Source organism: Streptomyces hygroscopicus subsp. hygroscopicus (assembly GCF_030269125.1).
GTDB classification, from domain to species: domain Bacteria; phylum Actinomycetota; class Actinomycetes; order Streptomycetales; family Streptomycetaceae; genus Streptomyces; species Streptomyces hygroscopicus_C.
Genome location: NZ_BSSM01000025.1, coordinates 62,092 through 75,613 on the forward strand (window position 1 = coordinate 62,092; position 13,522 = coordinate 75,613).

General features: G+C 73.2%; 9 protein-coding genes and 1 tRNA gene. 6 read left to right on the plus strand and 4 right to left on the minus strand.

The genetic code is table 11. From position 1 onward, the window contains the following. Positions 1-65: 65 nt before the first annotated feature. A tRNA-Gln gene (locus QSK45_RS35715) sits at positions 66-136 on the minus strand. Between the two features lie 11 nt (positions 137-147). Further along, positions 148-1,020 carry a hypothetical protein gene (locus QSK45_RS35720; RefSeq protein WP_285563096.1) on the minus strand — a complete coding sequence of 291 codons (873 nt, stop codon included), beginning with the start codon at positions 1,018-1,020 and terminating at the stop codon, positions 148-150. 166 nt (positions 1,021-1,186) lie between these two features. Between QSK45_RS35720 and QSK45_RS35725 the strand changes: the two genes are divergently transcribed. Beyond that, complete coding sequence (locus tag QSK45_RS35725) at positions 1,187-2,512, plus strand: sensor histidine kinase (protein WP_285563097.1); 1,326 nt, start codon at positions 1,187-1,189, stop codon at positions 2,510-2,512. Between the two features lie 692 nt (positions 2,513-3,204). Here the strand turns inward: QSK45_RS35725 and QSK45_RS35730 are convergent. Together QSK45_RS35730 and QSK45_RS35735 are read right to left on the minus strand one after the other, a co-directional pair. Then, positions 3,205-3,699 (minus strand): SUKH-3 domain-containing protein, encoded by a 495-nt coding sequence (locus tag QSK45_RS35730; protein WP_285563098.1) that lies wholly within the window; start codon positions 3,697-3,699, stop codon positions 3,205-3,207. 61 nt (positions 3,700-3,760) lie between these two features. After that, entirely contained in the window at positions 3,761-4,270 is a 510-nt protein-coding gene (locus QSK45_RS35735; protein ID WP_285563099.1) for a YwqJ-related putative deaminase, read from the minus strand. A 283-nt stretch (positions 4,271-4,553) separates the two neighbouring features. On the opposite strand from QSK45_RS35735, the gene QSK45_RS35740 reads away from it, so the two are divergent. From QSK45_RS35740 to QSK45_RS35760, 5 genes are all read left to right on the plus strand, one after another. Then, complete coding sequence (locus tag QSK45_RS35740) at positions 4,554-5,576, plus strand: SMI1/KNR4 family protein (protein ID WP_285563129.1); 1,023 nt, start codon at positions 4,554-4,556, stop codon at positions 5,574-5,576. A gap of 10 nt (positions 5,577-5,586) precedes the next feature. Then, positions 5,587-8,583, plus strand: a complete 2,997-nt coding sequence (locus QSK45_RS35745; protein ID WP_285563100.1) for an SUKH-4 family immunity protein — start codon at positions 5,587-5,589, stop codon at positions 8,581-8,583. A gap of 155 nt (positions 8,584-8,738) precedes the next feature. After that, a complete protein-coding gene (locus QSK45_RS35750; protein ID WP_490993665.1) occupies positions 8,739-9,626 on the plus strand; it encodes a DivIVA domain-containing protein in 888 nt (295 codons plus the stop codon). A 432-nt stretch (positions 9,627-10,058) separates the two neighbouring features. Further along, the gene (locus tag QSK45_RS35755; RefSeq protein WP_285563101.1) at positions 10,059-10,847 is read left to right on the plus strand and encodes an ABC transporter ATP-binding protein; all 789 of its coding nucleotides are present in this window, start codon (positions 10,059-10,061) and stop codon (positions 10,845-10,847) included. After that, on the plus strand, positions 10,844-13,426 hold the full coding sequence (locus QSK45_RS35760; protein ID WP_285563102.1) for an ABC transporter permease: 2,583 nt from the start codon (positions 10,844-10,846) through the stop codon (positions 13,424-13,426). Before QSK45_RS35755 ends, QSK45_RS35760 begins: the two co-directional genes overlap by 4 nt. The last annotated feature ends 96 nt before the right edge of the window (positions 13,427-13,522 follow it).

The window sequence follows — 13,522 nt, forward strand, 5'->3', positions numbered from 1 at the left end:
GGGGGCGGGCCCCGACGGGGCGGTTCGCCGGTCAGGGCCCGAACGCGGGTCTTGTGTGCTGTGGGCTCCCGGAGAAGGATTCGAACCCTCATTCAACGGACCAAAACCGTTTGTCCTGCCCTTAGACGATCCGGGACTGTTCGCGCCTTAGGGCCGATTCGGTTGATCGGCTTCGTGCGCGGCCTCCACTATGCCGTACCAAGACCCTTCGATGCGACGGTACAAGTCGGCACCTTTCAGGACTTTGATCACGAGACATCCGCGGTAGTCGTCGCCGGTGTTCTTGCGGACCGTCTTGGGGTTGTGCTTCTTGAGGGCCGTCTTGTTGAAGGAGGACGGGGCGGCGCCGACGAGCTCCGCCCAGTAGCGCTCGGCCCCGCACACGTCCGCACTCTCGTGGATCATCACGGTGAACTTCAACCGCTCGGGCTCGACCTCGAGAAGGTGCAGCCAGGCGAGGTAGACCCTGATCATGCCGGGGTCGCTGTTGACGAAGGTGACGTTCTCACGGCGGTCGTATGGCTTGTCCTTGCCGCCCTCGGCCCAGTACAGGCCTACGCCCACCAGGAACAGCTCGCGGGCCGACAGGGCGCCGATCGCCAGTCGGGCCTCCTCCTTGGTGCGCCGGCGCTCCTCGTCGCGGATGCGCAGTGTCTGCTCCCAGCCCTTGCGGGCGATCGCCGAGGCCTCTTCGGGGCTGCGTCTGCGTTCGGGCCTCGGCAGATCCCGTACCCACAGGGAAACCGAGCTGCGCGAGCAGCCCAGTTCCGCTTCGATCTGGTCGTAGGTTCGGCCCTGGAGCCGTAGCTCTCGGGCCCGCTCCCGGAGGTCGTCCTTGGCGTTCGGGCGCTTGGTCCGGGCGGGTGGGGGTTCGCCCTCGACCAGTTGGTTGAGGATGTCGTTGTTGAAGATCTTCAGCTGGTCGCGGATCTGCCGGAGGCTCAGCCCCGCCCGTCGCAGCGCCACCGCCCGCTCCCGCAGCCCCTCGAAGTCGGCGTATGTGCCGTGGGTGTGTCCCATGGGCATACCGTCCGTACGGAATGAGAGGTTCCGGAGTCGAACGCGGCAAGTTCACCAGTTCGAGGGATGGTGGGAGGTTTCGACGTGGTTCGGTTACGCAGCGTGGTGTGTGGAGGTAGGCGAAAGTCACCGGAAAAGCCGCACCCGTCGCCCGTAGGCTGGGCGCATGACCATGACGGGGGAAGAGCACGCCAGGGCGCTGACCGGCCCTTGGTGGTGGCCACGCCGGCGCAGCGCCGTGTTCGACGGCTGCCTCGCGCTGGCGTCCGCGCTGGAGTGCGGCGCGGAGGGGATCGGTTTCGCCCGGGACGCGGGGATCCCGCTCTGGGCGGGCGTCCTGTTCGGTGTGGCGGCCGGCGCGGTGCTGCTGGTGCGGCGCAAGTGGCCGGTCGCCGTGGTGCTGGTGGCGATCGCGGTGACCCCGGCGCAGATGGGTTTCCTGCTGGGCATCGTCGGCCTGTACACGCTGGCCGCCGCGGAGGTGCCGCGGCGGGTGATCGGCGCGCTGGCGGGGATGACGCTGGCGGGTACGGCGGTGGTGACGTTCGTACGGGTGCGGCAGGACATGGCGCGGGGCGATCTGACGCTCGGTGACTGGTTCGTGCCGTTCGCCGCGGTGGCGACGGCGCTGGGGCTGACGGCTCCGCCGGTGCTGCTGGGGCTGTACGTGGGGGCGCGGCGGCGGTTGATGGAGAGTCTGCGGGAGCGGGCGGACAGTCTGGAGCGGGAGCTTCAGCTGCTCGCGGAGCGGGCCGAGGAGCGGGCCGAGTGGGCGCGCAACGAGGAGCGGACGCGGATCGCGCGGGAGATGCACGACGTGGTCGCGCACCGGGTGAGTCTGATGGTGGTGCACGCGGCGGCGTTGCAGGCGGTGGCCCGGAAGGATCCGGAGAAGGCGGTGCGCAACGCGGCGCTGGTGGGGGACATGGGCCGGCAGGCGTTGACGGAGTTGCGGGAGATGCTCGGGGTGCTGCGGGCGGGGGAGGCGGACCAGGTCGCGGGCCGGCGGGGGGCGGGGGTGCCGCTGGTGTCGGTGGGGGAGGCGGCGGCCGCGGCCGCGGCGGCGGCCTCGCGGGTGGTGGAGGAGGCCGGTGAGGGGCCGTGCCTGTCGGAGCTGGACGAGCTGGTGGGGCAGTCCGCGGCGGCGGGGATGGTCGTGGAGCTGTCGGTGGAGGGGGAGGTGCGGGCGTATGCGGCGGAGGTGGAGCAGACGGCGTACCGGGTGGTGCAGGAGGCGTTGACGAACGTGCACAAGCATGCGGCGGGGGCGAAGACGCACGTGCGGTTGGCGCATCGGGTGGCGGAGATCGCGATGCAGGTGGAGAACGAGCCCCCGACGGAATCGGGTTCCGCCTCGGCGGCGGGCCTGCCGTCGGGCGGCAACGGCCTGCTGGGCATGCGGGAACGGGTCCTGGCCCTGGGCGGAGTCTTCGTCTCGGGCCCGACGGACGCGGGGGGCTTCCGTGTGTCGGCGGTGATCCCGGCGGCGTAGGGCCGTGCCGCTGTCGGCTCGGTGTCGCGGCTCGGTGTCGGCTCGGGGCGGGCCGCGGCGGGGAAGGTTTCGTCTCGGGGCCGGTTCCGGCCCCGGATCAGGGTGGCGCCGGTCTTGCGTCGGGGCGGGTGCCCGGACCCGGCTTTTTGGCGGCCGGGCGTGCGGCTGCGCCCGTCTCGGTTCGGCTGGGTGGGAGGGTGTGTCGGACGTGGCTCGGTGCGGCTGGGTGTGAGGCTGTGTCGGGATCGCCTCAACTCGCCGCGACTTGCGTCGACTCGGTTCGGCTCGGTGTGAGGCTGCGCCCGTCTCGTCTCGCCTCGGTGTGAGGCTGTGCCGGACTAGCCCCGGTGTGGCTGGGTGTGTGGCTGCGCCCGTCTCGTCTCGCCTCGCCCCGGCTCCGCTGGCCGGCCGATTCCGGTCCTGGTGAGGCGCAGGGCCGTGCCGGGTCGGTCCTTCGCCGCTTCGGCGTCGGGCTCGGCAGGTGCCCGGGACCGGGCTGGCCCCGCTCCGGCGCTCGGGCCGGCCCGGTGCGGGCCTCGTCACCGCGCCCGGCCGTGTGTCGGAGCGGGGCCCTGCCCTGGTCCGGCGTCGGCCTGTGTCGGGGCCCGGCGTCGGCTCCGTCCTCTTCTTCGGCCCTCGTCCCCGCCGCGCTCGTCCCTGGCGCGCCCCCTTCCCGCGCCGTCTCTCCGCGCTCAGCCCGCTGTCAGCCGGACCGGCTCTATCCCCGTGATCAGCGTGGCCAGGGCGTGGTCGATGTCCGGTCCGAGATACCAGTCGCCGGTGTGGTCGAGGGCGTAGACGCGGCCCTCGGTGTCGATGGCGAGGGCGGCGGCGGTGTCGGTCTCGGTGCCGAGGGGGCAGAGTTCGGTGCCGAGGGCGCGGCCGAGGTCGCCGAGGGTGCGGGCGAGGTGGCGGCCGTGGAGGGGGTCGAGGTGGAGCGCGGCGGGGGCGATCTGCCGGCCGCTGCCGCCGGGGGCGATGCGCAGGCCGCCGAATTCGGCCCAGGCCTCGACGGCGGCGGGGAAGACGGTGTGCCGGTGCCCGGCGGGTGAGGTGTGTTCGCGCAGGGTGTCGGCCCAGATCTCGGCCTGTCTTATGTCCCAGCGTCCGGGTTGCCAGCCGGCGGCGCGCAGGGCGGCGTCGACGGGGACGGGGAAGCGCGTGGTCGAGGTGCGGTCGGGGTGCATCTGCCCTTCGTTCGTCGTGCTGGTGGGTGGTGCGAGGGTGCTCGCGCGGTCGGTCCGGTGGTCAGGCGGTGGTGGGATCGACGACGCGGACGCCGAAGTGGGCGGTGAGCGCGCTGCAGGCCCGGCAGGGCGTGGCGAAGCTGCCGTGCAGGGGGTCGCCGTCCTCGCGTATGCGGCGGGCGGTGAGCTTGGCGTGTTTGAGGGCCTTGCGGGCCTCGCCGTTCGTCATGGGTCTGCGGGAGGCGCGCTTGCTGCGGGTGGCGTCGGCGGCGGCGAGGTGCCGGGAGATGAGGATGGTCTCGGCGCAGCGGCCGGTGAAGCGGTCGCGTTGGCTGCTGGGGAGGGTGTCGAGGAAGTCCTGGACGAGGGGGTGCAGGGCGGGGGGTTCCTCGCCGCGGGCGGCTGTGCCGGTGAGGGTGGTGCCGTGTACCGAGAGGGCGGCGGCGACGGTGGGCAGGATGCCGTCGCGGCGTTGCCGGAGGACGGGTACGGGGGGCGCCTCGGTGCCGCTCCAGTCGATGCGCGGGTCGCCGGCGCGCACGTCGGTACCTCCGGTCTGCAAGGTATTCATGTTGGCTTTCCCTCCCCGGGCTGTCCCCCGAAGGACACAGGGTGCCAAATGCCGTGGGTCGCGTGGAAGCTGGGGCGGTGCGACACGCCCGTGAGGGGTGGGGGCCGTCACGGTGGGGTGACGGCTGGTCACGGAGGCGGCTGACGGACGCGGGTGGCGGTGGTGGTGTGCGGGGTGGGGGCACGGTGGGCCGGTGACCGGGGTTCGGGTACCGCTTAGGCTGTCGGCATCCGTGATGGACACCGCCGTTCAGGCCCAAGAGAACGCCCAGGGGGCAACCGCCATGACGACAGGTCGGCTCGGGCTGGGGACACCTCCCGGCCGCCAGGGGGGACAGGCCGTGCCGCCGAACGCGGCGTACGCCGGGCAGGTCGTGCACTTCCCGGACCCGGTGCGGGCGGCGCGCCACCCGAGAGGGGTACGGGTCGACGAGCACGGTTTTCCGGACTTCTCTCCCTATGCGCGCGCGGCGGTGGAGATCGCGGAGCCGCCGGACGGTTTCGGCGTCGACGAGTTGCGGCTGACGGACTACGTGTCGGCGAACGCGGCGCTGGCGGCGGCGGGGCACGAGTGGTGGGACACGGTGCCGGACGTCGCGACGCCGCACGGCTGGACGTGGCATCACGTGGCGGGCACGCGGCGGCTGGAGCTGGTTCCGGTCGATGTGAAGGCGTTGCTGCGGCATCACGGCGGGATCGCGACGGCGCCGGTGGACCACGGCAAGCGGGGTACGCGGCCGTTGCAGGAGACGCGGCCCGCGCACTTCGGTCTGCCGAAGTCGGGTGTGGCGGTGACCGAGTCGCAGGTGCAGGGCGTCGAGGAGGATCTGGGGTACCGGCTGCCGGGTGCCTACCGCGACTTCCTGAAGGCGGCGGGCGGTTGCGCCCCGGTGGGGACGGCGTTGGACGCCGAGCTGGGGCTGCTGGTGGACCAGCCGTTCTTCACGGTGCGGGACGAGGCCGCGGTCAACGACCTCGTGTACGTGAACAAGTGCCTGCGCGACCATCTGACGAAGGACTACCTCGGGGTGGCCTTCGTGCAGGGCGGGTTGCTCGCGGTGAAGGTGAAGGGCGAGCGGCTCGGCTCGGTGTGGTTCTGCGCGTACGACGATGTGCGGGACGTGGACCCGTCGTGGCCGCCGGCGGAGCGGGTGGAGCGTCTGCTGCTGCCGTGCGGTGACGACTTCGACGCCTTCCTGTCGCGGCTGGCGGGTAATCCGCCGGAGTTGGAGACGGTGGCGAACCTGATGGTGGACGGCGGTTTCGCGCGTGCCGTCCCGGTGTCTTCCGGCCCGGTGGGAGAGTGAGCTGACGGCGATGGTGACGTACGCGCAGGCGCAGGAGCGCGCCGAGGAGTGGATCAACGGTGACGTGCCCGCGTACCAGCACCGTGAGGTGCGGGTGCGGGAGTTCGAGCTGGGGTTCGTGGTGTGGGGCGAGGACCGGGCGGAGGGGCCGCGTTCGGACGCGGGCGCCCAGCGGCTGGTCATCGCTCGGGACAGCGGGGAGGCCACGCTGTGGCCGGCGCTGCCGGTGGGTGAGGTGATCCGCCGGTACGAGGAGGAGTACGGCCGCCCCGACGGGCCCGAGGACGCGGTGCCGGCGCCGGCCGCGGCGCGGGTGGACCTGAACCAGACGTCGTTCCTGCTGACTCCTCCGGAGTGGTTGCAGGAGGCGGCGGACAAGATGGGGATAGGGGAGCGGCGGCAGCCGGTCGCGGATTCCGGGGTCTCCGAGGGTGCGGGTGTTCCGGTCGCGGACTCCGGTGTTTCCGGGGGTGCGGGTGTTCCGGTCGCGGATTCCGGTGTTTCCGGGGGTGCGGGTGTTCCGGCCGAGGGCTCCGGTGCATTCGCGGGTGCCGGTCCTGCGGCCGGGGGTGGGCTGGCGCAGACGCAGGCAGGGCCTTCGTTCGCTCCGGCTGCTCCTACAGCTGCCCCGACGCCTCCTCCCGCTCCGGTTCCCGCTCCGGTTCCCGCGGATGTGCCCGCCGGGGCGACCCCGTGGGCGGGTACGGACACGAACGGGGGCGCCGGTGAGGACGACGACCGTTCGGTGCCGTTGCCCGCGACGGTGTTCGCGCCGCCGCTCGGCGGTTCGGACGACGACGCGTCGAAGCCGCCGGTCTCCGTGCCGGACGCGAAGACGGCGTTGATGTCGGGTGGCAGCCAGCTGCCGCGCACGGCGGTCGCTCCGGCGCTCGACCTGCCGAACCCGCCGGGCGCGCAGGGTGGTTCGCCCGGCCCCGGTGGTGCGCCCGGCGCGCCGACGGGGAGCACTCCGCCTCCGATTCCCGGTGCGCCGATCCTCGGCACGCCGCCCCCGCCGCCGGTTCCGGGTGCCCCGGCCTACGGGTACCCGCAGGCACCGGCGGGCCCCGGCACCCCGCCGCCGGGCGGCGCGCCCGCTCCGGGCGCCCCCGTGCACGGCTATCCGCAGGGGCCCGGCGCCGCGCCCGTGCCGCCGGGCGGCACTCCGCCGCCGGGTGTTCCGCCGCAGGCCCACCCGCAGGCGCCGGGCGGTCCGCACGCGCCGCAGCCTCCGGTGGGTCCGGGCGGCGCGGGTGCGTCCGAGCGCCGGCTCGCGCCGAACGCCGGGGACATCGCCGATGCCGCGACGAGCAAGGCCGCGCCGCCGCCGAGGAAGGCGCGCGGCGGGGTGGGCGTGCCGCCTCCGCCGCCGGGTGCGCCGGGTACGCCGGGCGCGCACCCGGGGAGCGCGCCGCCACCGCCTCCGCCGGGCGCGTCGTCGGGCGGCGGGTACGTGCCGACGCGTCTCGTGTCCGCGATCGACCCGGAGGGGCTTGAGGGGCAGGACGGTACGGCGGCCGGCCCGGGTGCGCCGGGTGCTCCCCAGCCGCCCGCGACGCCTCCGGGCGACGTGCACCACGCGGCCACGATGCTGGCCGACCCGGCACGGATGGGCCCCGGCGCGCCCCAGCCTCCGGCGGCCCCGGGCGTGCCCGGTGTTCCGGGCGCCCCCGGCATGCCCCCCGCCCCGGGCGGCGTACCGCAGCCCCCCGGCGTGCCCCGGGCCCCCGCGGCTTCGGGCGTGCCCCCGACTCCCGGTGCCCCGCAGCCCCCCGGCGCCCCCGGCGTGCCCGGCGCCCCCGGCGTGCCCGGTGCCGCCGGGGTGCCGGGTGCCCGTGGTGCCGTACACCAGGCGGAGACCATGCTGGCGGCGCCGCCCGTGGTCGGCCCCGGCGCGCCCCCGCCGCCTGGTGCGCCCGGTGCCCCGGGGATGCCCCCGGGCGTGCCCGGGGCGCCGCCGCCGATGCCCCCTCCCGGCATGGGCGCCCCCCTGCCGGGACAGCCCCCGGCGTACGGGTATCCGCAGGCCGGGCAGCCGACGGTGGGCCCCGGCTACCAGGCGGTACTGCGGTACCGCGCGCAGGACGGTTCGGAGCAGCAGCTGATCCGGCGTTCGGCGCCGGGTACGCCGCATCCGGAGTGGCAGATCTTCCACGAGCTGCGGTCGATGAACGTGCCGCCGGACCAGGTGCTGGAGCTGCACACGGAGCTGGAGTCGTGCGAGCTGCCGGGTGCCTACTGTGCGCGGATGATCCGGGAGCAGTGGCCGCAGGCGCGGATCACGAGCATCGCGCCGTACGGCACGGACCATGCGAGCCGACAGCAGGGGATGCATCAGCTGCTGGCTCACCAGGGCGAGTTGCACCAGGTGGCGGACGGTCCCGCGCGGCCCGCGCCGGTGCGGGCGCCGTTGCCGCCGGTGCAGGCCGCGCCGCCGGTGCCGCCGGAGGCGGTCGGGCAGGAGCTGGCGGCGGCGTTCGGGCCGGGGGTCTTCCGGTTCGAGCAGCAGGCGGTGTCCCGGCAGGGGGTGCCGCCGGTCGTGGCGCACACCCTGGTGGTGGCCGGACTGCCGGTGGACATGGGCCCGTTCTTCTGGGCGCAGGCGCAGCCGGGCCGTCCGGTGCCGACGCTGGCGGAGCTGGCGGCCGAGCGCGGGGTGCGTCCGGCGGCGGACGCGGGGTCGTACCTCGTGATGGGCACGGACTTCGGCAAGGCGCTCTGCGTGCAGTACGGGACGGCGAACATCGTGGCCGTGCCGGTGGAGGCCGGTCCGGGCGGCGCGCCGGTGCCGCCGCAGTTCGTGAACACGGGGCTGCCGGAGTTCGTGCGCTGCCTGGCGCTGCTGGGCCGGATGTGGCGGCTGCGGTACGGGCTGAACCAGGAGCAGGCGGGCCGTTGGACCGTCGACTTCCAGGCGCAGCTGGCCGCGTTGGACCCGGCGGCGCTGGGGTCGCCGGAGAGCTGGTGGTCGGTGCTGCTGGAGCAGATGTGGGACGGGCTGCTGTAGCCCGGCCCTCGGGAACACGCCGAGGACGGTGAACCCGCGACACTCCGCCCGTGACACGGCTGCGGAGTGTCGCGTTATGAACAGTTACGCCCTATCCGTCACGATGTGCGCGAACTCTTGCTGTCGTGCATGTCCGTCGGAGAGGGGTTCCCGAGGTGAGCAGCGCATGGATGCCGCCGCACGGCTTCGCGACCGTCCGGGGGCGTGGTTACCGCCCCGACCAGGTCGACGCGTATCTGGAGGCGCTGTCCGGGGACCGGGACGCCGCGTGGGAACGTGCCGCGCGGCTGACCGTGCTGGCCAAGGACATGGCGGCGGAGGCCGCGCGGCTGCGCGAGGTCGTCTCCCGGCTGCGGCCCCAGGAGTACGACACGCTCGACGAGGGCGCCCGGCAGTTGTTCCGGCTCGCGCTGGAGGAGGCGCGGCAACTGGGTGAGCGCGCGCGGTGCGAGGCGCGCGAGCAGGTCGCGCGGGCGGAAGCGGAGGCCGAGGGTGTGCGCCGGGCGGCGGAAGAAGCGGCGCACGCGCTGCGCGCGGAGGCCGACGAACGCGCCCGTCGGATCCTCCTCGTCGCCCGCGCCGCGGCCGACGACCTGCGCGTCGGCGCCCGGCGCGCGGTGAAGGAGGGCCGCAAGGAGTCCTTGGAAGCGCTGCGCGAGGTACGGCGGCGCACCGCGGACCTGCTCGCCGAGCGGTCCCGGGAGGAGGCCGAGCGCCGGGCCGCGGTCGAGCGCGAGGAGATCGAGGAGGCGGCCGCGCTGGAGGCGCGCCAGGAGGAGTCGGTGGCCCGCGCCGAGGCCGGAGCGGTCGCCGCCAGGGCCGCGTTGCGGGAGGCCGAGGAGTACGCCCGCCGCCGTGAGGAGGAGTCGGGGATCCGCGCGGCCGCGATCCTCGCCGACGCCCACGCGCGCGCCGACCGCATCGCCCGCGAAACGGAACGGGTCCTGCGCGAACACAGCGCGACCTGGGACGACGTGCAGGCCCACATGGACCACGTGCGCAGCAAGCTGACCGCGCTGACCGGTCAGGCGGTCGCGGAGTAGCGACCCGGAGTGGAGACGGACCCGCCGGGGGGAGAGACGGACCCGCCGGAGGGTGGAGACGGACCCGCCGGAGGGTGGAGGCGAACCGCCGGAGGGTGGAGGCGAACCCCGAGAACGGGTCCACCCGAGGGTGGGGGTCCCCTAGGGGTATCTCCGTACCAAGGGTCGGGGAGGGCTCGTCCCGGCGGAGGACGAGCCGGGGCCGGGGGGTTCCTTAAGCTGGCTTTACGCCGCTGGGGGGCGGCCGGCCCGACCGGAGGGGTGGGGTTTTCCCCCTGCCGAAGAGGGGGCTCCGCACCAGCGCGCCGCACCCTCGTCGGGCGCGAGACTCGTCGACGTAGCCGGAACCACGCGCGACGTGGCCGGAACCCGCTTGCCTCGGACCACCGGGGCGTCGCGCACGCATTTACCGACCGATATAGGAGACATACCGTGACATCGGCTGTGACCATTCCCAGGCACGGGGGCACTGGAAGGAGCACGGCCGTTGCCGCGCGGGCGCGGCAGGTCGTGAAGGCGTACGGCTCGGGGGAGACCCGTGTCGTCGCCCTGGACCAGGTCGACGTGGACATCGCCAGGGGCCAGTTCACCGCGATCATGGGCCCCTCGGGGTCCGGCAAGTCCACGCTGATGCACTGCCTCGCGGGCCTCGACACGGTGACGAGCGGTCAGATCTACCTGGACGAGACCGAGATCACCGGCCTGAAGGACAAGAAGCTCACCCAGCTGCGCCGGGACCGGATCGGCTTCATCTTCCAGGCGTTCAACCTGCTGCCGACGCTGAACGCCCTGGAGAACATCACGCTGCCGATGGACATAGCCGGCCGCAAGCCCGACCGGGCCTGGCTGGACCGGGTCGTGGAGACCGTCGGTCTCGCCGGCCGGCTCAAGCACCGGCCGACCCAGCTGTCCGGCGGCCAGCAGCAGCGCGTCGCCGTGGCCCGCGCGCTCGCCGCCCGCCCGGAGATCATCTTCGGGGACGAGCCGACCGGAAACCTGGACTCGCGCGCCGGCGCCGAGGTGCTGGGCTTCCTGCGCCGCTCGGTGGACGAACTCGGCCAGACCATCGTCATGGTGACCCACGACCCGGTCGCCGCCTCGTACGCGGACCGGGTGCTCTACCTCGCCGACGGCCGGATCGTGGACGAGATGTACCAGCCGACGGCCGATCAGGTCCTCGACCGCATGAAGGACTTCGACGCCCGGGGCCGTACGTCATGACCGTCCTGAAGACCTCGATGCGCAACTTCTTCGCGCACAAGGGCCGCATGGCGCTGTCGGCGGTCGCGGTCCTGCTGTCGGTCGCCTTCGTGTGCGGCACGCTGGTGTTCACCGACACGATGAACACCACCTTCGACAAGCTGTTCCAGGCGACCGCCTCGGACGTCACGGTCAGCGCCAAGGGCTCCTCCGACACCGGCCAGACCACCTCCCGCACAGGCAAGCCGCCGGTCATGCCGGCCTCCGTCGTCGGCACCGTCCGCACGGCGCGGGGCGTACGGTCGGCCGAGGGCACGGTGTTCTCCACCTCGGTGACCGTGATCGACGCCAAGAAGGACAAGCTGTCCCCGAGCAGCGGCGCCCCGACCATCGTGGGCAGCTGGAACGGCAATGACGCCCGCACCATGGACATCACCGAGGGTGCGGCGCCCAAGGGCCCGGACCAGGTCATGGTGGACAAGGACACCGCCGACAAGCACCACCTGAAGCTGGGCGACGACATCGGCGTCATCTCGGTCGTGGGCACGCACCACGCCCGGGTGTCCGGCATCGCCGCCTTCAAGGTGACCAACCCCGGCGCGGCGATCTTCTACCTGGACACCAGGACCGCCCAGCAGACCCTGATCGGCCGCACCGGTGTCTACACCGACGTCGACGTCACCGCCGCCAAGGGCGTGACGGACGACCAGCTGAAGAAGAACGTCACGGCCGCCCTCGGCCAGGGCTACAAGGTGCGCACGGCCAAGGAGGTCGCCGACGCCAACCAGAAGAGCGTCGAGAGCTTCCTGAACGTCATGAAGTACGCGATGCTCGGCTTCGCCGGGATCGCCTTCCTGGTCGGCATCTTCCTGATCATCAACACCTTCTCCATGCTGGTCGCCCAGCGCACCCGCGAGATCGGTCTGATGCGCGCCATCGGCTCCTCGCGCAAGCAGGTCAACCGCTCGGTGCTGGTCGAGGCGCTGCTGCTCGGGGTGATCGGCTCCGTGCTCGGCGTCGGCGCGGGCGTCGGCATCGCGGTCGGCCTGATGAAGCTCATGAGCGGCATGGGCATGGAGCTGTCCACGGACGACCTGACGATCGCCTGGACCACGCCCGCGCTCGGCCTGCTGCTGGGGGTCGTGGTCACCGTCCTCGCGGCCTATCTGCCCGCCCGCCGGGCCGGCAGGGTCTCCCCGATGGCGGCCCTGCGCGACTCCGGCGCCCCGACCGATGCCAGGTCCGGTGCCGTGCGCGCCGTGCTCGGGCTGGTGCTCACCGGCGCCGGAGGCTGGAGCCTGTACGCCGCCGCGACCGCCGACAAGGCCAAGTCCGGCTCGGGCCTGCTGGGTGTCGGCGTGCTGCTCACCCTGGTCGGCTTCGTCGTGATCGGCCCGCTGCTCGCCGGCGGTCTGGTCAGGGTCCTCGGCGCGATCATCCTGCGGGTCTTCGGCCCCGTCGGCCGCATGGCGGAGCGCAACGCGCTGCGCAACCCGCGCCGCACCGGTGCCACCGGCGCCGCCCTGATGATCGGCCTCGCCCTGGTGGCCTGCCTGTCGGTGGTCGGCTCCTCGATGGTGGCCTCGGCCACCGACCAGCTGGACAAGACCGTCGGCGCGGACTTCATCATCCAGGGCGACCAGGAGTTCACCTTCGTCAAGCCGCAGATGGTGCGGCAGATCAAGGCCACGCCGGGGCTGGAGCGGGTCACCGAGTACAAGCTCCTCGACGCCACGCTGAGCACGCCGGACGGCAAGGTCTCCAAGAACGAGACGATCAACGCCGCCGACGCCACCTACGCGAAGGACCTGCGTACCAAGACGGTCGCCGGTGACCTCGCCGACGCCTACCGGCCCGACTCCATGTCCGTCTTCGAGGGCTTCGCCAAGGAGCACGGCATCAGGCTCGGCTCCACGGTCACGGTCGGTTTCCGGGACGGCCGGGCCGCCAAACTGACGGTCCGCGCCATCACCAGCGACGACGTCGTGATCGACAAGGGCGCGATGTACGCCTCGATCGCCACCGCCGCGAAGTACGTGCCAGCCGACCGGATGCCGCTGGACCAGCTGGTGTTCGCCACCGCCAAGGACGGGCAGGAGACCGCCGCCTACACGTCGCTGAAGCGGACGCTGCGCGCCGACCCGGCGCTGACCGTGCGCGACCAGACCGACTACAAGAAAACGCTCAAGGACCAGATCGGGCAGATGCTCAACATGATCTACGGTCTGCTGGCCCTGGCGATCATCGTCGCGGTCCTCGGTGTGGTGAACACCCTGGCCCTGTCGGTGGTGGAGCGGACCCGGGAGATCGGTCTGATGCGGGCCATCGGTCTCTCCCGCCGCCAGCTGCGGCGCATGATCCGGCTGGAGTCCGTGGTGATCGCCGTCTTCGGCGCCCTGCTCGGCCTGGGCCTCGGCATGGGCTGGGGCGCGACCGCCCAGCAGCTCCTCGCCCTCCAGGGGCTGAACGTCCTGGACATCCCCTGGCCGACGATCATCGCCGTCTTCATCGGCTCCGCCTTCGTGGGCCTGTTCGCCGCCCTCGTCCCCGCCTTCCGCGCGGGCCGCATGAACATCCTGAACGCCATCGCCACGGACTAGCCGTCGCGGGCGTGGCCGACGGCCACCGCACACGGGGGTTGCGGGGGCGCACCCGGTACCGAGGAGTCTTGGGGGACTCCTCGGTACCGGGTTCTG

What these genes read in the sequence shown, in the direction of transcription:
- QSK45_RS35725 (WP_285563097.1), top strand. Translation starts at nt 1,187, where the DNA reads ATGACCATGACGGGGGAAGAGCACGCCAGGGCGCTGACCGGCCCTTGG.
- QSK45_RS35730 (WP_285563098.1), bottom strand. Translation starts at nt 3,699, where the DNA reads ATGCACCCCGACCGCACCTCGACCACGCGCTTCCCCGTCCCCGTCGAC.
- QSK45_RS35740 (WP_285563129.1), top strand. Translation starts at nt 4,554, where the DNA reads ATGACGACAGGTCGGCTCGGGCTGGGGACACCTCCCGGCCGCCAGGGG.
- QSK45_RS35745 (WP_285563100.1), top strand. Translation starts at nt 5,587, where the DNA reads ATGGTGACGTACGCGCAGGCGCAGGAGCGCGCCGAGGAGTGGATCAAC.
- QSK45_RS35735 (WP_285563099.1), bottom strand. Translation starts at nt 4,270, where the DNA reads ATGAATACCTTGCAGACCGGAGGTACCGACGTGCGCGCCGGCGACCCG.
- QSK45_RS35720 (WP_285563096.1), bottom strand. Translation starts at nt 1,020, where the DNA reads ATGGGACACACCCACGGCACATACGCCGACTTCGAGGGGCTGCGGGAG.
- QSK45_RS35760 (WP_285563102.1), top strand. Translation starts at nt 10,844, where the DNA reads ATGACCGTCCTGAAGACCTCGATGCGCAACTTCTTCGCGCACAAGGGC.